The sequence below is a fragment of the Mesorhizobium sp. CA8 genome, assembly GCF_020164955.1.
Classification (GTDB): domain Bacteria; phylum Pseudomonadota; class Alphaproteobacteria; order Rhizobiales; family Rhizobiaceae; genus Mesorhizobium.
Genome location: NZ_JAIUHG010000001.1, coordinates 444,373 through 463,718 on the forward strand (window position 1 = coordinate 444,373; position 19,346 = coordinate 463,718).

Consider the following 19,346-nt stretch of genomic DNA (forward strand, 5'->3'; position numbering starts at 1 on the left):
AGGCTAAAGTCCCCTAAACTCGGTTTAACACCCGATTTCGCAAGAGGTTCCAACGAGCTGCACTATTCACACGACCAGTAACGGCAAGTGCTGATGCTGGAACGCGTTCGCCGGCGCTAGGCCAGCAAATCCGGCGACTAAACGATGCGCTATTTCGAGCTGTTCGCCGCAGCTTGCACGGCACCACGCCCAGACCTATGCAGAAAAGCAGCCAGTCAAGGACCAGCGTACGAGTTGATGTCGCTGTCGTACCAGTCGCCTGGGCCTGCGTATCGACGTAGAAGCCGCTGTTGCCGAACCAGGTCAGCGTGCCGCCGACGCCGTAGCCGGTGGCCGAGATCGAGCCGGTGCCGAAGGTCGACGAGACGTCCGACGAGACGGTGCCGTAGTGGACCGCTGGCAGACACCCGAAACCAAGCACACTGAGACTGGCGGGATTGCCCGAACGCCGACCAATGCGGATCGCGGGGTCCGAGTTCGCATCGTCTGCTTCTGGCGCACGGCGACCTCCAGTATTGTCACCTGCGATGTCCGCTTCCGGCCAAAGGCAAAGTTTGCCCCAATGGCCGACATGAGTCGCAAAGCCGCCGTTCATTGTCGGGAGATGCGTGCTGACGCGCGCTATTCTAACAGCGCACACGCCATCAGCCGGGCCTTAGAAGTCGTCCAAAAAGCGTATCTAGTATCCTGCTTTGTCCAGAACAACCGCAATTCGGGCTGAGGCCTGCCCAGAAGTTCGAAAAGCTTCCAAGAACCCCAGGGAAATCGGACGCCCATCGGACTTTAAGGCCGATGGGTATCGCAGCGAACGTACGCGATGGAGCGGCCAACATCGGCGGCAAGAGAGCATCCGATTAGGACTGTCGACGGCTCCGTCGTGAGAACGAAAAAAGAAAAGAAGCAGAACTTTCGTGTGTGATTTTTGCACACGGCTTCTTGCAACTATTTGATATTGCATATCCATCCGTCCAGTCCATCATGGGCGCAACGGCTACTCTATGCTCTTGGTTTTAAGCATTTTTTTAACATCAACTCGTTTAAATCTGCCGAGTGCACACGAATTTACGCCAGAATACCACCCTTTTCGGCCGTTGACCGGGAACTCAGCAACGGAACCCCTTCGCCAATCTGGTTGGATCGGTCGTCGAGAAGCGCCTCGATCGGCCACTTTCGCTCTTCTCCCCGACGTGGACGCAGCCCGACGCGAACACGCCGCGTGACGTGCTGGCCAACGAACTCCAATCGGCGCGCCTTGCCGTTCGCGCCGACGCGGCGGCCGCCGGTTGGGATGGGCGGTCCTGCTGCTACGCGAACGTTGCCTCCAACGGGCAGGCAACCAGTGATCGCCGCTTGACGGTAGCGCCGCGAGGGTTCGGTCACAAGCCCGAAACTGTCTCAGGACGTCGCCTGGCAGAGCGAGCAAGAAATATCAACGAGTTTGCCGCAGAATCCCGAATGAGACAGGTTGACTGTTCAGATAAGTCGCCGAGCTTGTGAAAACCCCGGAGGACGGACGCATCGAGCTTCGTACCGTAACCGGCCCCGGAATGGCCTCGCCCTTCGTCAGAAGATCGAGACCAGTCATGCTGAAGCCATACTGCGCTTATAAAACGCCTGCCACCGGCAATATTTCGGGAAATAAACGTTTGAATCTCGTTCTCAGGCGTCCATTCGCCCAGGCTTCAATTCACGGGGATGGGCAAGCGGGGCTTACTTATCGTGGGGATATTGACGGGCTGCGTGCCTTCGCAATCGTTCCGGTGATGCTGTACCATACCGGCATTCCGGGTTTCGGCGGCGGCTTCGTTGGCGTCGACGTGTTTTTCGTCATCTCTGGCTTTCTCATGGCATCGCTGATTTCGGGGGAAATCACTCGGGGCGGTTTCAGCTTGCTGCGTTTTTACGAGCGTCGCATCCGGCGGATCTTTCCGGCGCTCTTTGCGGTTCTGGCGGCCTCGTCCATTGCCGCATGGTTCCTGCTGATGCCCGCCGAGCTGGAATATTTCGCCCGCAGCCTGAAGGCCGCAGCGTTGTTCACATCGAATATCCAGTTCGAGAAAGAAAGCGGCTATTTCGACATTGGTGCGCAGATGAAGCCGCTGGTGCACACATGGTCGCTTGCGGTCGAGGAGCAGTTCTACATTCTGTTTCCGCTGCTGCTGGTCGCGGTCAACCGGTTCGCGCAGCGACATACGGTGTCCATCCTGATCGGGTTGCTGATCGTCTCGTTTGTGGCGAGCGCATGGACGGTCTTCCATTCGCCGATCGCGGCGTTCTATCTGCTGCAGTTTCGCGCCTGGGAACTGCTGGTTGGCTCGCTGATTGCCTTCGACGCGATACCGAGGCCGAAGCGGTCGATCATGCGGGGAGGCTTGGCAGCCGGCGGCATGTTGCTGATCGCCTTGGCCGTGTTCGGATTTGATGATCGCACTCTCTTTCCCGGCCCGACGGCACTGCTGCCCTGCGTTGGCGCCGCGCTGGTGATCTATGCACACGACGAGCAGGGGCCGGTCGGCCAAATCCTGCGATCGAAGCCAGTTGTATTCATAGGCTTGATCTCCTACTCGCTTTATCTGTGGCATTGGCCCGTCATCGTGTTCAGCCGGGAGATGGCCGGGCGTGAACTGTCCTTGCTTCACGGCAGCCTGATCGCCCTGACGTCGCTCGCCATCGCCGCTTTTTCGTGGTGGTTTATCGAACAGCCCTTCCGCGGTCGCAATGGCTGGATCGGCCGGCGTTCGCTGTTTGCTGGAGCGGTCCTTGTGATTGCGGTAGCCATCAGCTTTGGAAGTCAGATGATCCACGACAAGGGCGACCCATCCCGTCTTCCGGTTGATGCTCGGAATGTCTACGCCGCGACCTACGATGAAAGCCGGTTCAGCGTTCCGCCCTGTTTCGCCGATTCCGACACAACGGGACCGACGCCGGCCGATATACGCATGGGCAAGCTGTGCCCGCTCGGCATCGAAGGTTCGGACAATCCCGCTTTCCTCGTGTGGGGAGACTCCCACTCCGGCGCAATGGCTCCGGCTTTTGATGCAGCCGCCACGCAAATAGGCGTTACTGGTCTCTTTGCCGGACATTCTTCATGTCCGCCTTTGCCAGGTGTTCAGCTCACACCGCGCGGCGAGACCAAACGGTGCGGCGACTTCAACGGAGCAGTGCGCGATCTGATCGCATCCAGGCACATCCCGCTCGTCTTCCTAGTCGCCTACTGGCCCAAATACGTGCACGATGCCGAATTGCCGAACGAGGGTGTTTATTTCGACCCGTCGGTGCCGCCACCGCTTGAAGACAGATCCGCCTCGGTCGTCGAAACGCTCGACCGCCTGATGGGAGAGTTGACGCAACAAGGCAACAAGGTTGTCTTGGTCATGGATGTCCCTGAGATGGGACATTATATGCCGGAGGCGGTCGCCAAGGCGATGATAGCAGGACGTTCCACCGATGTGGCCGCTCCTTGGGATTATGTCGAGAAACGGCAGGCGCTTTCGCGTGCGATCTTGGCGCGCCTGGCTGAAAAATACGGTGCTGCCATTGTCGATCCACTTCAAACGATCTGCAGCAATGGACATTGCGACGCCGTTCGAAACGGCTTGCCGATCTATAAGGATGCCGATCACATTACCGCAACCATGGCGAGGAGCCTGAGCTCTCTGTATGTGCCCTTGCTGTCAACGGCTCGTCAGGCGCCGGCCCAACCCCTGAAGATCCAGGTGCGTTTGGTACCGCCGAGCGCCGCGGCTGGCAGGTTAGATGCGCAGTGAGAGACGATGGGATGGTTCAAATGGCCGTCTCATCCGCCTGTCGTCTCACTGCATCTATCAAGTCTCTTGTCGCTTGAGCGACCTTGGCAACAGGTAGCCGATGAACGCAGTAGACTGCACTCGGGTTGCCGGGTTTGCACAAATCGGGCGCAACACACTGGCAAGGCAACGGCGGCTCAACGGTGCGGTGAAGCACCCCCAAAGGCCCCCAGATGTCGGGCGACGTGAGGCCATACAACCCCACAACTGGGGTTCCGACCGACGCGGCCAGGTGCATTGGGCCACTCTCGTTTCCCAGAAAGATAAATGCGTCCGCAAGCAAAGCAGTGAGTGTCTCAAGCGAGACCTTACCAACAACGCTCACCAAAGGTGACGTTGCCACATTCAAGATTGCTTTGGCGGTCGCACTTTCATCGGGTCCACCAACCAGTAGTGACCGCAGGCCCGTCGTTGCATAAACCTCGTCGATTACTGCAGCGAACCTCTCAGGTTGCCAACGCCGCCCTTCGAACCCTGCTCCAGCGTGTACTGCGACGAAAGCTTTTGTAGCCAGATTGCTTCGCGCCAGAACCTGGGCAGACGCGCTTCGCCCGACTGGTGTGGGTTCGAGCCTCGGTATCACTTCGCGTATTTCTATCCCAAGCGCTTCAAGCGGGGACAGATATCGGTACAAATAGTGTGCGCCTCCATGGCCGCGTGCTTCAGCAAATATGTTAGCAGGCTGAACTTCCCAAAATTTCAGGCGCCTGTCCGGGGGATTGTATCCAACGCGCAGCGGGGCGCCGATTGCCCTCTGCACTATCCTTGATGTCTTTGAGTCAGTCACATCAATGGTAAGATCGAATTTTCGGCGGCGGAGGTCAGCAGCCAAGCTTGAATATTCCTTCACTCGCTGAAGCAGACTTCTACCAGCACTTCGACGGTCGAATCCGATGGCCTCGTCTGCGATATTCTGGGTGGCCACGAAGTCTCGCAGGCCAGCAGCGCAAAGCATGGCTATCGCAGCGTTTGGACAAGCGAGGCGCAGATTTCGCACGAGCACCGAGGTCAAAATGACGTCCCCGATGTACTTCGTCTGAATAACGAGAATGGACCTAATGCTCTGCCGATCAACCATCGAAGTATTCACCGCACCGAACTCCCGAAGGTGGGGGATGCTGGTCGTTGGTCGGCTCGCACTCCGAGAAATCTTTGTCCCATTTTTCAACGTCGGAGCCAGCTCATCTTTGCTATAAAGTTCGGAATGGGCTCATATTGCGGTTTGTCTAAGAAACACTCGTCAGGGCATCTGTCCCTGCCACCAGGGCAATCCGGTTTCTGCCGCGAAGTCTCTATCCTCCGCGTAGATTGGCTCTCCTCTTCTCACGACCAGTCGCAGCAAAGCCGCATCTTCGTCGGCGTGATATCGAAAGGCATTTCGGGTGTCGTATCCATGCCCGGCCTGAGACAGGGAAAACCCGCTGACTACAACAGGAGCGAAACCAGCGAAACGCGCCAGCATGATCGCGAAGACTCCGGTGGAGATTTTCCGGTGCCAACGGCGGGACACATGATATTTGCCGCTAAGCCGCCAGACGATGTTGGCAAGCTGCCATTTGGTAAGCCCTTGCAAGGTGTCATAACGATAATTGAAGGTACGACAACCGGCTTTCAGCTTGTCCTCAACGTCCGTCCAAACCGGGATGATCAGATGCTTTGCCTGTCGTCCTTTTAACAAATCACGCTTGTAACAATCCTGCTCGCCCGCACCGACTAAAATGCCGCGGCGTATCAGGGCGACATCAGGAACGGGAAGACCGAAGGTTTCCGCCAAAAGCTGGGAAGCGTTGACGGTCACAAGTGCCCAATCGGCATCATGTCCCTCGGGGAGGCGAAAATTCGGTGCCGACCCCATCACCAAAGCGGGACCCGTGACCCTGGACAAGCGAAGAATGGGCTTTGAGAAAGTTGGCAAGTGATTCAAAAGCCGAGTTTTCATGGGGGAATCTGAACCGCCTGTTCCTCAAACGCGCGCAGAATGCTTTCTTCTCGGCTCCACAATTCGTCCCATTGCGTGGCGCCAGACCAGCCCGCAAACCAAGGACCGCCGAGCGTGTAGTGCGCCAGCGAGACATCGGCGGGGTCGAGTTCCGAAGCCGAAGCCCCTACGAGGTAATTCCATGCCAAAGGTAATTCCCCGATCTCATGGTCCTCAAGCCATTTGAAGGCGTGGAGGTCACGTCCAGGCCACGTATTGAGCATCTCGTTGGTCAACCGTTTGTTGGACGGATGATCCAGGTTCCACAAAACGACCGACGACCAGTTCTTGCGGCGATAGAACGTCTGCGTTTGTCCGTCCATCTTGACCGCTTCGGATTCGCGTTGCTGGTGCTTAACCGCCATAATCGCGTAGGAAGGATCGACTAGGTCGAGCAGCTTGACTGGATCCTTCAGAAACAGGACGTCACAATCGCAGAACATGGCCCAGCCGCCTTGCCTCATAAACGGAACGGCAAAGCGCGATATGGCAAACTCGGTCGCCATCGGTGCCTCGGAAATCGGGCACCAGAGCTTCCCATCACGAACCACCATCGGTCGCTTCATGATTCCCTGGGCTTCAAGCTCTTTGAGCACGAGTGGCTGTATCTGCAACGGCCTGCTCGTCCGCCGATAGGCGCTCCATCGCGCTACCTCTAGAACTCGGGATTCGCGTGGGTCATACCCAATGTAGATTGGTATCACGTGGCAACTCTATAATTGGTGCGGATTTACTCGAATTAAGCAGGGAACCACTGCAAGCGGAAGACCCGAAGTACAGCGGATCACTTTGACGCGGTGGCGACCGTGCACTGTGAGCGGCATCCATCGCGCTGTCGGGAAAGCTCTCGGCGTAGAAGCGGCTGCGGCCTCCAAATCGCATTCTCTGGCATTGCGTGTTCCTTTCGATCTGAAGCCAGGATTCCGTCTTTGTTCCTACCTAGCGAGTGGGGGGAAAGGCGGTAGCGCTCCTCCGATTCGAACCCCCGATGGCGAGCGCACGGCCCGAGTTTGCCCCAATCCGTGACAGGAAGTCCAATCTCTTTCATAAGCGCACGCAATTCGGCTGGAGGAGCAGACAGAACGTTCGAAAAGCTTCCAAGAACCCGGCCAAATTGGATGCTCTTTGGATACGTGCCTCCACGAGTTTCTTTAGTTGCCGCAGCCGTTGCTGTTCTGCAAGCAAATCAACGGGTTGCCGAGGGCCCCGCGAACTCGCCTAGTGTCATTTGCAGTCGACAGCACCAGATCAAAGCCGTTTTGACCAAGGGTTAATCGCTCATCTGCTGGTCTCCAAACACAGTGACCGTGGCTGACCTCGTTGGACCGGCACTTGGCTGGTGGTGCGATGGTTGAGCGCCTGGGCGGGATGGCTTCAATTGAAGGGAGACGCGCTACCAGTTCTGCAATGTCTGAATGAAGCGGCCATGAACTTTCGCTGAATGGAGCCTTCAGCCTCCATTCGGGCCGAACCTCCTACAAAGGGGCCGTCCAACCCCGCGGTCCCTACCGCATCGAAGGAGAAGTCCCATGACCCGTACATCAGTCGTCGCCGCAGCCCTTGCCGCCGTCGTCGGCTTCACCGCCGTCGCGCCCGCGATGGCCAACAACGTCAACATCGAACAATATGGCTGGCGCAATTCCGCCGGCGGCGCCCAGCACGGCTACCGCAACCGCATACACGTTTATCAGGATGGCCGCTTCAACACCGCCATAGGCCAGCAATATGGTCATCGCAACCGGTCGGTGATCGGGCAGCAGGGCGTCAACAATTACGGAGCGACCTATCAGTACGGCAGCCGGAACGCCGCAGGTATTGCCCAGTTCGGCTCGAACCACACCGCGATCCTGACACAGGACGGCAACGGCAACATCGCCGCCGGCGTCCAGGTCGGCCACGGGTGCAATGCCGACGTCAGCCAAGGTGGCAGCGGCAACGTCGCCGCCTTCGTCCAGGACTGCCCCTGAACCGTGGACGGTCGGCAAGGTCGGCAAGAGTGGTGTCGGCCACCGTCCTGCAATCACAAGGAGATGATCCATGACCAAACTGGATAAGCGAACAGCAGCGGCATCTGCCGCGTTCCTGGCTGTGATCGTCGCCAGCGCGACTGCCGCGACGGCCGGCAAGGATGGCTCGAATTCCGGACCGCTGCGATGCGAGATCCGGGACACGCTCCAAGGCGACGCCATCCTGCTCGAGCCCATGGTTTATGCCGACGAGAGCATTAACGGCACCTACAAGGTCAGCGTCTCCCGTGGTGGCAGATCCGGCTCCGCCAATATCCGGCAGGAGGGCGCCTTTGACGCCCGTCCGGGCAATCCGGTGTCGCTTGGCCAGATGAGTGTCGAGGGGAATGGCGCCTATGAGGTTGAGCTGAAAGTGACCGCAGGCGCGGCGAGTGTCAGTTGCGTCAAACAGGTGTCCGGCGCGACCTGAGCGCCGGCTATCTTCGAGCATCGAAAGGAGGGCTCTGGGCAACCGGAGCCCTTCATTTTCATCAAACCGGAACGACTGCAGTGCGCGGTGGATTTCCACCCGGAGTGATGCAAAACCAAGTATTTAAGGCTTCGGCGGTTCCGTCGAAGGCGGCGCCGCTCCAAGTCTTGAACCGCGGCTGAACGAACCCTTCCACCACGGTTCAGCTTCGCCGTGCGACTGTGGCGCATCAGATGATGAAGCCACAAGGAGAGGCATCATGAACCGCCAGGTCACAAAACTTATCGCCGCCATCGCGCTCGCGAGCGCCGTCGGCCTGCCCCTCTTCTGCGCTCCGGCGAAGGCGGGCGGTTCGATCGGGTTCTACTACTCGCCTCCGACGGCTCGCGATGCGCGGGCGCTGGATCTCGGCCTGCGCGCCTATTCGGTTTACAAAGGGCTGCGTAGCGCTGCCCATATCAGGCAGCGCGGGTGGAACAACCGTGCCGGCATAGGTCAGGACGGAGCCGGCAATCTCGGCATAATTCGACAGGAGGGCAGCGGACACTCCGCTACCCTGCGCCAGAACGGCAACGACAATTCCTACGGTATCTTCCAGTTTGGCCGAAACACCGACGCCGACGTCGTGCAGGCCGGCGACAGGCAGAGCGGCGCGGCTTTCCTGTTCGGGTGGTAGGCAGAAATCGCCTGGTTGCGGATACGTGACGACTGTCCGGCACGCATCCGCCGCCGATGATCGATTGCGCCCGCGAGGCCCGCAACCATTGCCTCGGAGACGCTATCGAGGGCTGCGGTCGGAACGCCCGGCGAGACGAACGTTTCCCGCCAGACACAATCCAGAAACATCCAGGAAAAACTCCAGAAATCATTCAACCGTATTGTGCTCAAGAGGGTCAGTTCATCGGCTGCAGCAGTGCTGCACTTGCTCGGGTTTGCGACAAGCGATGCACAGAATCTCGATCAACTTGATGGGTGCGTTGCTCAGCTTGTCGCTTACCGCGGCAGCGACCGGAATCCCCACCTCAAAGGTGGCACCGCTCACCCGGACCGAGCGCTGCACCAATCTTAGCCGTCAAGTTGACGAAGCCCTCAAAACGCATGCCGCGGCAATGCAGGTCACCGCGGCGAAGGCTCTTCAGAGAAAGGGAAACCGGTACTGCGCCAAGAAGAAAGAGGCGCAGGGGATCCGGATGTTCGCGAAAGCTTTGAAGCTGCTCGGAGTGACACCCATCGATCCAGATGAGTGACGCTCAAACCCGACTTGCCAAACAAGGAACAGGCACATGAAAAAGTCTCTTCTGTCCGTCGTCGGTCTTGCATTCGCGCTCGCCGTCTCGATGCCAGTTCTCGGTCCCAACAACGCCGCTGCGGCTACAAAGCCGGCGCCGGCAGCGACGGCCGCAACTAGCTCAGCGCCCGCTTCGGATGCTATGACCACGAAGAAGCACGTCACGAAGGCCTGCAAGGTGACCAGGAAGCACAAGTGCCCAGTCAGGCACAAGAGGGGCGCCGCCAAGAAGGCAGCCCCCAAGAAGGCCTATTAAGCCTTGCAGTATTGCAAAAGAGGCCATCGATCTCCGCATTTACCTGGATGGCCTTTTTTGGCTTTTCCCGCTGGCGACTGACTGGGCGCAACTATCGCATCTTCGCGCCGGTCCGCTCTTTTGGTCGCGGACAGGAGCAGGCTGGTCAAGCGCCCTTGTGGCGTCCTCGATCAGCCTGACCCCTAAGTTGCGGAATCTCTGGCCAGACTTATCCCTTATATTTCCAACCTCCTCCGCCACCATTCCGGGTGCAGAAGCAGACACCTCTCCACTCAACTAAGCGCTGACCGCGAGTATCTTTTCTGCTACCTTTTCTGATCCCCGGTTCCTGTAGGTTTGGAATCGAACAAGGGGTGTTAATGCTTCCAATTCACCGCGCGGCATGGTTTTCGATGTCAATTTGGAATAAAACGCCGCTGGATGGCGTTTATGCGAAGACCACGGCGCAATCCGTGCGGAGGACGTCCGATGTACGCCGACTTCCCGCGAAACTCGGTCCTGGTCGTATTGGTTATCCTCATGGCTAGCTGCTCCAGCGTTCCGGTGCAGCAAACGCCGGCGGCAGCCGGCTACGGCCCCAACCCCACTCTGCCGAAACCAACACCCTCGCTGATCCCGACTGTTAACATCGCCCAAGCAACAGGCTGGCAGGAAGGTGATATGCCGACCCCGGCGGAGGGGCTGAGAGTGACGGCCTTCGCCACCGGCCTCGACCATCCGCGCTGGCTGCATGTGCTCCCGAACGGCGACGTGCTTGTTGCTGAAACCAATGCCCCTGCCAAGCATGACGATGGCTTCAGCCTCAGAAAGCTCTTCATGACCCAGGCCATGAGGCGGGCCGGCGCGGCGACGACCAGCGCTAACCGCATCACTCTGCTGCGCGACACCAATGGTGACGGCATCGCCGATGTGCGCCGGATTTTCGCAGAAGGCCTTAATTCGCCCTTCGGCATGACGCTTTCCAAGGGCAAGCTCTATGTCGCCGACACCGACGCGCTCGTCGCTTTTCCCTACTCCAACGGCCAGACCCGAGTAACCACGCCACCAGAAAAGATAGTCGACTTGCCGGCCGGAGACATCAACCATCACTGGACCAAGGATGTGATCGCAAGTCCGGACGGAAGCAAACTCTATGTGACCGTCGGCTCGAACAGCAACGCTGGAGAAAACGGCATAGAGGCGGAAAAGAACCGCGCCGCCGTCCTTGAGGTGGATCGGTCCAGCCGCAGCATCCGGGTCTTCGCATCGGGGCTGCGCAACCCGAACGGGCTTTCCTGGAACCCTGAGACCGGCAAGCTTTGGGTCGCCGTGAACGAGCGTGACGAGATTGGCGACGATCTCGTGCCCGATTACATCACCTCAGTTCGCAACGGCGCTTTCTATGGCTGGCCCTACAGTTATTATGGACAGAACGTCGACGAACGCGTCAAGCCGCAACGCCCCGATCTGGTGGCGAAGGCGGTCAAGCCCGACTATGCGGTGGGTTCCCATACCGCCTCGCTGGGACTGGCCTTCTCCGGCCGCGCGTCGCTCGGCCCCGCCTACGGCAACGGCGCTTTTATAGGCCAGCACGGCTCATGGAACAGAAACGTGCACAGCGGTTATAAGGTAATCTTTGTGCCGTTCCGTGGAGGCAGACCGAGCGGGTCCCCGAAGGATGTGCTCACGGGCTTTCTCGGACGTGATGGCAAAGCCATGGGCCGTCCGGTTGGCGTTGCTGTCGACAGGGCCGGAGCGTTGCTCGTCGCCGACGACGTTGGCAATGTCATCTGGCGGGTCAGCCGCGCGAACGGGCGTCGAGCGCCGGTGCTTTCTGGCTGCCTTTATCGGACCTGTTCAAGCGCATCTTTTACCAGTTACGCGCGCTGCGCGTTACTCGCATCGTCTGAAGGAAATAACGCGCCTGGAGTTGCAATTATTCCGTGCTTCGCCCTCTGACGGACCTACGCACGTCCGCGACACGACCGCCGCGCAGGTCAGACGCAGCGTTCTCAATTTGCGAAATGCTGACTCGCCCCTAGCGCCTCAGGGCGTGGACATTGTCCATCGACGCGCCACCCAGCGGCAGCGCCATGTCATCGTCGAGCAGCCGGGTAATGCGAGCAAAGCCGACAAAGGCTTTTCGCGCTTCCTCGGCCGACATCTTGCCCGACAGTGCCGCCGCGCAGCAATTCAGGGCGCACTGATAAACCGGTCCGCGCCGTCCCGTTGGCCATTTCCGCAGGAACACCATCGCCTCGGAGACGCTATCGACTTCCTCCACAGGGTATCCCTGCCCACGCGCAATTCGCACTGGGGTAAAGAAATGCAAGCGATCCATAATTATCCTCCCGGTCGACCGCAATGCAGCCGAACCGCAATAAACGCACGTATCGCGAATCAGTTCCAAACAAATTTGGTTGCCGTCGGAAAAGTTTGGAACCAGTCCGCCCCGGCCCCGAAAGCACCGTCGCGACTCAAGCTCGACGCGCGCCGCAAGGCAGCGGATAAGGGCGATTCTCATTGAATATCTTTAAGGCGAAAGCCGGCAAATGGATTGCTTGCCGGTTCCCCTGCGTCAGGCTTAACCTCCGCGATTAAACGCGTGAGGGCGCGTTTTGCAAAAGGGGAACACATGCAATGACCATTCAAGGCGCATCGCCCGACCTCTACAATGAGGATCTGGCTCCCGCAACCGTCAGGAACTGGGGACCGTTTTCGATCTTCAACGTCTGGACCTCGGACGTCCACAGCCTCTGGGGCTACTATCTGGCGGCCAGCCTGTTTCTGTTCTGCGGCGGCTTCGTCAACTTCGTCATCGCCATCGGCATCGGCTCGCTGATCATCTACGCGCTGATGAACCTGGTCGGCTATGCCGGCGTGAAGACCGGCGTGCCCTACCCCGTGCTTGCCCGCGCCTCATTCGGCATCTGGGGCGCCAACATCCCAGCCCTGGTCCGCGCCATCGTCGCTTGCTTCTGGTACGGCGCTCAGACGGCTGCGGCGTCGGGCGCGATCGTCGCGCTGCTGACGCGCCTGCAATGGTTCGACGAGTTCAACAAGAGCTCGCATATGCTGGGTCATTCCACGCTCGAGGTGATCTGCTTCGTCATCATCTGGGCGCTGCAGTTGCTGATCATCCAGAAGGGCATGGAAACCGTCCGCCGCTTCCAGGATTGGGCCGGCCCGGCCGTCTGGATCATGATGCTGATCCTGGCCATTTTTCTTTGCGTGAAGTCCGGCACTTTCGCCTTCACCAGCGACATCCCGATGGATGTGCTGCTGGACAGGACCAAGGATGCCGGCGTTCCGGGCGAGCCTGGGTCCTGGACCGCCCTGTTCGCGGTGGCAGCGATCTGGGTGACCTATTTCTCGGCGCTCTATCTCAACTTCTGCGACTTCGCCCGCTATGCACCGGACAATGCAGCACTTCGCAAGGGCAACATCTGGGGCCTGCCGGTCAACCTCATCCTGTTCTCGCTGGTCGCCGGCGTCACCACGATCGCCGCCTACGACGTCTACCATGAGGTGCTGCTGCATCCCGACCAGATCTCGGCCAAGTTCGACAGCTGGTTCCTGGCGGCGCTTGCCGCGCTGACCTTCGCCGTGGCGACGCTGGGCATCAACGTCGTGGCGAATTTCGTCTCGCCGGCCTTTGACTTCTCCAACGTGTTCCCGCGCCAGATCGACTTCAAGAAGGGCGGTTACATCGCGGCGCTGATCGCCCTGGTGCTCTATCCCTTCGCGCCATGGGAAGGCAGCGCCGCTTCCTTCGTCAACATCATCGGCGCGACGATGGGACCGATCTTCGGCGTGATGATGGTCGACTACTATTTGATCCGCAAAAGCGAGGTCGACGTCGAGGCGCTCTATCGCGAGGACGGCGAGTTCCGTTTCCAGAGCGGCTGGCATGTCAACGCCTTCATCGCCGCCGGCATCGGCGCCATCTTCTCCTCGATCCTGCCCAACTTCACCAACTGGCTGCCGTCCTGGTGGGGCGTCTATGGCTGGTTCTTTGGCGTGGCGATCGCGGGCGCCGTCTACTACGTCCTGCGCACCATGGCGCTTGGCGCCGGGGCAAGGACCGCCAAGGCCTGAAACAAGGCGGTAGGCAGTAGGGATCTAGGCAACAGAAGATGCCACCCTACTGCCTACTGCCTACTGCCTACTGCCTACTGCCTACTGCCTACTGCTTACTGCCTACTGCCTGCTGCCTGCTGCCTGCTGCCTACTGCCTACTGCCTACTGCCTACTGCCTACTATCTCCGCCAGCCGGCGCACCGTGTTCCAGTTGCGCGACGTGCCGACGCCGAAGCGCTTGTGATTGGCGGCGGCCAGCAGCCGCGAGTTCGGCCGCTCGCGCGAGAAGACAAGCCAGATATCGCCGTCGACCCAAAGCACCTTCTCGTCCCCGGCGGCATAGGCCTGGAGCGCTTCAACGGCATCCGCCGGTGCCGGCTCGCGCATCACGCGTACCGCAACCTGATCGGCCGTAGTCGCGGATTCAGCCGGGAATGGATTGCCGGCCGCAAGCTTCAGCCAGTCCTCGGCGCCGCGCACGATGATGTCGACACGGCGGCCGAAGGTCTTTTCGAAGGCCTTTTCCAGCCGCTGCTCGAGCTTTGAGATTTCACCCGCCCGCGCCTCGAACACCAGATTGCCGGTCGCGACCAGCGTGCGGACGTTCTTCAGCCCCAGCTCCTCGGCCATAGCCTTGAGGTCGGCCATGACCACGCGCCGCCCCTCGCCAAGTATGATGCTGTAGAGCAACGCGACATAAGTTTGCATGGCCAATGTGCCGGCTGGTCGCTCAAACCAGCCGAGACTGATCCACGGCGGCCGAAATGAAGCTGGCAAACAGCGGATGCGGGTCGAGCGGCCGGCTCTTCAGCTCGGGGTGATATTGCACGCCGATGAACCAGGGATGGTCGGGATATTCGACCGTTTCCGGCAGCACGCCGTCGGGCGACATGCCGGCAAACACCAGGCCGCAATCCTCGAGCCGCTGCTTGTAGTCGATGTTGACCTCGTAGCGGTGCCGATGACGCTCGGAAATCTGCGTGTCGCCATAGATCTCCGCAATCTTCGAGCCCTTGGCCAGTTCGGCCTGATAGGCGCCGAGCCGCATCGTGCCGCCGAGATCGCCGGTGGCCCGGCGTTTCTCCAGCATGTTGCCCTTCAGCCATTCGGTCATAAGGCCGACGACCGGCTCATCGGTCGGGCCGAACTCAGTCGACGATGCATGGTCGACGCCAGCCAGCGAGCGGGCCGCCTCGATGCAGGCCATCTGCATGCCGAAGCAGATGCCGAAGTAAGGTACCTTGCGCTCGCGCGCGAACTTTGCCGCCAGGATCTTACCCTCAGAACCGCGCTCGCCGAATCCGCCGGGAACCAGGATGCCGTGCACCTTCTCCAGCCAGGGCGTCGGATCCTCCTTCTCGAAGATCTCGCTTTCGATCCAGTCGAGCTTGACCTTGACGCGATTGGCGAGGCCGCCATGCGAGAGCGCTTCGATCAGCGATTTATAGGCGTCCTTGAGGCCGGTGTACTTGCCGACGATGGCGATGGTCACCTCGCCTTCCGGATTGTGGATATGGCTGGAAAGCTTTTGCCACGGCTCCATGCGTGGTTTCGGCGCCGGGTCGATGCCGAAGGCCGCCAGCACTTCCGAATCGAGGCCCTCCTGGTGATAGGCCAAAGGCACGTCGTAGATATGCGGCACGTCCAGCGCCTGGATAACGGCGCTTTCGCGCACATTGCAGAACAGCGAAAGTTTTCTGCGCTCTTCCTTCGGGATCGGCCGGTCGGCGCGCACCAAAAGGATGTCGGGCGCAATACCGATGCCGCGCAATTCCTTCACCGAATGCTGGGTCGGCTTGGTCTTCAGTTCGCCGGCGGTCGGGATGTAGGGCATCAGCGTCAGATGCACATAGACCGCGTTGTTACGCGGCAGGTCGTTGCCGAGCTGACGGATCGCCTCCAGGAACGGCATCGCCTCGATGTCGCCGACCGTGCCGCCGATTTCGCACAGCACGAAATCGTAATCGTCATTGCCGTCCAGCACGAAATGTTTGATCTCGTCGGTGACGTGCGGGATCACCTGCACCGTCGCGCCGAGATAGTCGCCGCGCCGCTCGCGCTCGATGATGTTCTTGTAGATGCGGCCGGTGGTGATGTTGTCCTGCTGGTTTGCCGATCGGCCGGTGAAGCGCTCGTAATGGCCGAGATCGAGATCGGTCTCGGCGCCGTCATCGGTCACGAACACTTCGCCATGCTGATATGGGGACATCGTTCCGGGATCGACATTCAAGTAAGGATCGAGCTTTTTGATCCGCGCGCGATAGCCTCGCGCCTGCAGAAGAGCCCCGAGAGCTGCTGCGGCGATGCCTTTTCCGAGTGAGGAAACCACGCCGCCTGTGATGAATACATATCGCGCCATGGGAGTCATCGCTTAACGCGGCCTGATTGATTCCGCCAGAGAAAAAACCGCCGCGAAGGCTTTTTCCCAAAATGACGTCGGTGCTCCCGAGGGAGGCTTGGCGAAACATGTTGCCCAAAAGTGCAAAGCAGTTTTTGGGAAACAACATGCGTCAAAACAAAAGGGCCGGCGATGCCGGCCCTTTCGGCAGTTTGATGAAAGTCGTTATATAATCACAACCTTCGTGCCGATCTTGACGCGGCTGTAGAGATCCATGACGTGCTCGTTGATCATGCGGAAGCAGCCATTGGAGGCGCTGGTTCCGATCGACTGCGGCGCGATCGTTCCGTGGATGCGCAGATGCGTGTCCTTCTTGCCGTCATAGAGGTAGATGGCACGCGCGCCCAGCGGGTTCTCGCCACCGCCGGGCATGCCATCCTTGTACTGGCCATAATGCTTCGGCTCGCGCTTCTGCATGTCGAGCGTCGGGATCCAGCGCGGCCATTCCTGCTTGTCGCCGACGGCTACCGTGCCCTTGAACTGCAGGCCTTCGCGGCCGACCGCTATGGCATAGCGGCGGGCAGTGGAGAACGACTCGACGAGGTAGAGGCGGCGCGCGCTGGTATCGATGACGATGGTGCCCGGCTCGTAGCCCGAGAAGGAAACATCCTGCGGCACGAATTCCGGCTTCACCTTGAAGGGTCGCTTGGCCGCCTTCTTGGCCAGCGCCGAATCCAGCGCGCGGGTTTCCGGCAAATAGTTGATGGAAGTCGCCTGGGCGCCACCGAAGAGGCCGGCGAACAGCCCGCCGCTGCTCGTCTGCTTCTGGCCGGGGTTTTCGCTGCGCAGCTCGCCATTGTTGCCCGTGGCCGTGATGTTCATTACCTCGGCCGGGATCGGCTCGGCGGTCTGGATCGGAGCGATCGGGGCAACCGGTGCCAGCGGCTCGATCACTTTGACGGTCTTCCTGGCAGGCTTGGCGTCGGCGACTTCGGCGCCCCCGCTCTTCTTGGCGAGCCACTCCTGGCGCGCGGCGTCCGCCTTGGCCTTGGCCGCCTCGCGCATCGCCATCTTGCGAGCATCGAGCGCCTTCTGCTTGGCGGCTTCCTTGTCGGCCGCGATCTTGGCTTCGAGCTTGCTGATCTGCGCAAGATCGTCCGAGCTCGGGTTTTTCTTCTTCTTGAGAAGCCTCAGCTGCGATGCGTCGCTCTTGGCGGCGACAGGAATTGCGTCGGTCTTCTCAACCGACGGGGAAGTGGCCAGATTTGCCGGTCCGGCAAGGGCCAAGGAACCCATGCCGAGGACGGCACAGAATCCCAGAAGGATTAAGCTGCGAAGCTGCATGGCGAAGATCCGATTTTTAAAGCAAGTTGCCCACGGCGTCGCCCGGCGCCCCCCAAGGACGCCGAATAGTGCCGCGCGCATTCTATAATCGATTAGCCGTCATCGCCTCAAGCTGAGGCAGGCGCTACGCCCGGTTGAATCTTCGTGATCGGGCGCGCATTTGCCGCGACTGTGTTCAAAGAACCACAGATCGCGGCCCGGTGCTTGTCCGGCTACTGGTTCGGAACCTGCGGGGTGACCGGCAAGGCGACGCCATTGTTTGCCGGCGGCGTGGCCGGATTCGCGGGCGCGGGAGCGGCCGGAGCGGGCGTCGTTGCCGGGGCCGGCGCGGTCGTACCATTGGCGAGTGGCGCGGTCGTCGTCGTGCCGCCCGACGGAGCCGCACTGCCGGCCGGAGCCGCAGGCTTGGAAGTGCCCACCGGCCCATTGGAACCCGGCAGCTGGTTGAGCACGCCGTTGCCCTGGCTGGACGTCGCCGGACGGTCGAGGATGTCGATCGGCTTTTCGCCGTAGCGGGCAAGGATCGACAGCGCCAGCGAGGTTACGAAGAAGGCCGCCGCCAGGATTGCGGTGGCGCGGGTCAGCGCGTTGGCGGCGCCGCGCGCGGTCATGAAGCCGGAACCGCCGCCGATGCCCAGGCCGCCGCCTTCGGAGCGCTGCAGCAGCACCACGCCGACAAGGGCGAGCACGACCATGAGGTGTATGACGATCAGTACGGTTTCCATAATTTATCCTGGCGAGGCCAAGCGCTGCCGCGCATACGACCGGTGTTTTGGAGGCGGCTCCTTACAATGCTTTGGCGGCATTTCCAAGCCCGTGGCCGGGAATATGGGAAGCAATGCGGCCAATACAACGATTTATGCCGCGCGAGTCTGGCAGACGGGCTAGGGTGTGTTGAGATTCAGGTCAGGCCGAGCCGAAACGGTGTTTCCGAGAACCGGAGCGGAGCGTACTTGAAGTACGTGAGCACCGGAAGCGCAGGAAACCATCGTTCGCAGGCCGGCATCACCTGAATATCAACGCAGGCTAGGAGATGTTCATATAAGCTTCCGCGATCGCCAGGAAGTCGGCCGCCTTCAGGCTGGCGCCGCCGACCAGCGCGCCGTCGACATTCTCGACCCCGAGCAGTTCCACTGCATTGGAAGGCTTGACCGAGCCGCCGTAAAGAATGCGCATCCTGGCCGCGGCATCACCGAGCAACCCGATCAGCTTGCCGCGGATGTGCGCATGCGCCTCGGCGACGTCGGCCGCGGTCGGGGTCAGGCCGGTGCCGATCGCCCAGACCGGCTCATAGGCGATGATGGTGTTCGCCGCGGTAGCGCTGGTCGGAACCGACCCTTCGAGCTGGCGCGACAGGACATCGAGCGTGGCGCCCGCCTCGCGCTCGGCGCGCGTCTCGCCGATGCAGATGATCGCCACAAGCCCTGCCCGCCAGGCGGCCGATGCCTTGGCATTGACTATCGCATCATTGTCGCCGAACAGCTCGCGGCGTTCGGAATGGCCGACGATCACGTGGCTTGCGCCGGCATCCTTGAGCATCTCGGCCGAAATCTCGCCTGTGAAGGCGCCGCTCTCCTTGGGATGACAATCTTCTCCGCCGGCTCGCACCGGCGTGCGCGACAGGATCTCGGCGGCGCGCTGGAGCAAGGTCGCCGGCACGCACACCAGCGCTTCGGTCTCCGCGTCGAGCCCGCTCATGAAACCGTTGCCGATCGACCGCAACTCGTTGAGCGAGGCGCTAGTGCCGTTCATTTTCCAGTTGCCGGCGACAAGCGGGCGAATTCCAGGGGTCATGGGGCGCGTTCTCCGAGCGACATTAAGCAGCGCCCTCACTACCAAAA

Annotated in this window: 16 protein-coding genes and 1 pseudogene; 7 read left to right on the forward strand and 10 right to left on the reverse strand. The window is 60.4% G+C overall.

Annotated elements, in window-relative coordinates; all coding sequences use genetic code 11:
* Positions 1-13: 13 nt before the first annotated feature.
* On the reverse strand, positions 14-595 hold the full coding sequence (locus LB553_RS30640; protein ID WP_318011475.1) for an autotransporter outer membrane beta-barrel domain-containing protein: 582 nt from the start codon (positions 593-595) through the stop codon (positions 14-16).
* 988 nt (positions 596-1,583) lie between these two features.
* Between LB553_RS30640 and LB553_RS02530 the strand changes: the two genes are divergently transcribed.
* Positions 1,584-3,767: an acyltransferase family protein gene (locus LB553_RS02530; RefSeq protein WP_224510300.1), complete on the forward strand. Its 2,184-nt coding sequence runs from the start codon at positions 1,584-1,586 to the stop codon at positions 3,765-3,767.
* A 16-nt stretch (positions 3,768-3,783) separates the two neighbouring features.
* On the opposite strand, the gene LB553_RS02535 is transcribed toward LB553_RS02530, so the two are convergent.
* From LB553_RS02535 to LB553_RS02545, 3 genes are all read right to left on the reverse strand, one after another.
* Positions 3,784-4,884: a glycosyltransferase family 9 protein gene (locus LB553_RS02535; RefSeq protein WP_224510302.1), complete on the reverse strand. Its 1,101-nt coding sequence runs from the start codon at positions 4,882-4,884 to the stop codon at positions 3,784-3,786.
* Between the two features lie 162 nt (positions 4,885-5,046).
* Entirely contained in the window at positions 5,047-5,745 is a 699-nt protein-coding gene (locus tag LB553_RS02540; RefSeq protein ID WP_224510305.1) for a hypothetical protein, read from the reverse strand.
* Entirely contained in the window at positions 5,742-6,398 is a 657-nt protein-coding gene (locus LB553_RS02545) for a hypothetical protein (RefSeq protein ID WP_224510307.1), read from the reverse strand. The genes LB553_RS02540 and LB553_RS02545 overlap by 4 nt, the downstream gene beginning before the upstream one ends.
* 915 nt (positions 6,399-7,313) lie before the next feature.
* On the opposite strand from LB553_RS02545, the gene LB553_RS02550 reads away from it, so the two are divergent.
* From LB553_RS02550 to LB553_RS02575, 5 genes and pseudogenes are all read left to right on the forward strand, one after another.
* Entirely contained in the window at positions 7,314-7,751 is a 438-nt protein-coding gene (locus LB553_RS02550; protein WP_224510309.1) for a curlin, read from the forward strand.
* A 70-nt stretch (positions 7,752-7,821) separates the two neighbouring features.
* The gene (gene csgH, locus LB553_RS02555) at positions 7,822-8,220 is read left to right on the forward strand and encodes a curli-like amyloid fiber formation chaperone CsgH (RefSeq protein ID WP_224510311.1); all 399 of its coding nucleotides are present in this window, start codon (positions 7,822-7,824) and stop codon (positions 8,218-8,220) included.
* Positions 8,221-8,479: 259 nt separating this feature from the next.
* Positions 8,480-8,896, forward strand: coding sequence for a curlin (locus LB553_RS02560; RefSeq protein WP_224510313.1), 417 nt, complete (start codon positions 8,480-8,482; stop codon positions 8,894-8,896).
* Between the two features lie 268 nt (positions 8,897-9,164).
* The gene (locus tag LB553_RS02565) at positions 9,165-9,467 is read left to right on the forward strand and encodes a hypothetical protein (protein WP_224510315.1); all 303 of its coding nucleotides are present in this window, start codon (positions 9,165-9,167) and stop codon (positions 9,465-9,467) included.
* Between the two features lie 765 nt (positions 9,468-10,232).
* Positions 10,233-11,552, forward strand: a pseudogene (locus LB553_RS02575) (PQQ-dependent sugar dehydrogenase); the annotation flags it as partial.
* A 229-nt stretch (positions 11,553-11,781) separates the two neighbouring features.
* Here LB553_RS02575 and LB553_RS02580 read toward each other — a convergent pair.
* Positions 11,782-12,084, reverse strand: a complete 303-nt coding sequence (locus LB553_RS02580) for a DUF982 domain-containing protein (protein ID WP_095765383.1) — start codon at positions 12,082-12,084, stop codon at positions 11,782-11,784.
* A gap of 299 nt (positions 12,085-12,383) precedes the next feature.
* On the opposite strand from LB553_RS02580, the gene LB553_RS02585 reads away from it, so the two are divergent.
* Positions 12,384-13,841, forward strand: a complete 1,458-nt coding sequence (locus tag LB553_RS02585) for an NCS1 family nucleobase:cation symporter-1 (RefSeq protein WP_224510319.1) — start codon at positions 12,384-12,386, stop codon at positions 13,839-13,841.
* 144 nt (positions 13,842-13,985) lie between these two features.
* Here LB553_RS02585 and LB553_RS02590 read toward each other — a convergent pair whose 3' ends face one another.
* The 5 genes from LB553_RS02590 to tpiA all read right to left on the reverse strand — a co-directional run bounded on the left by LB553_RS02590 (position 13,986) and on the right by tpiA (position 19,299).
* Complete coding sequence (locus tag LB553_RS02590; protein ID WP_224510320.1) at positions 13,986-14,531, reverse strand: DUF1697 domain-containing protein; 546 nt, start codon at positions 14,529-14,531, stop codon at positions 13,986-13,988.
* 22 nt (positions 14,532-14,553) lie between these two features.
* Positions 14,554-16,191 (reverse strand): CTP synthase, encoded by a 1,638-nt coding sequence (locus tag LB553_RS02595; protein ID WP_318011476.1) that lies wholly within the window; start codon positions 16,189-16,191, stop codon positions 14,554-14,556.
* 195 nt (positions 16,192-16,386) lie between these two features.
* Complete coding sequence (locus LB553_RS02600) at positions 16,387-17,505, reverse strand: L,D-transpeptidase (RefSeq protein WP_224510325.1); 1,119 nt, start codon at positions 17,503-17,505, stop codon at positions 16,387-16,389.
* A gap of 212 nt (positions 17,506-17,717) precedes the next feature.
* Positions 17,718-18,230, reverse strand: a complete 513-nt coding sequence (secG, locus tag LB553_RS02605) for a preprotein translocase subunit SecG (protein WP_224510328.1) — start codon at positions 18,228-18,230, stop codon at positions 17,718-17,720.
* Positions 18,231-18,531: 301 nt separating this feature from the next.
* The gene (gene tpiA, locus LB553_RS02610) at positions 18,532-19,299 is read right to left on the reverse strand and encodes a triose-phosphate isomerase (protein WP_224510331.1); all 768 of its coding nucleotides are present in this window, start codon (positions 19,297-19,299) and stop codon (positions 18,532-18,534) included.
* Positions 19,300-19,346 lie beyond the last annotated feature (47 nt).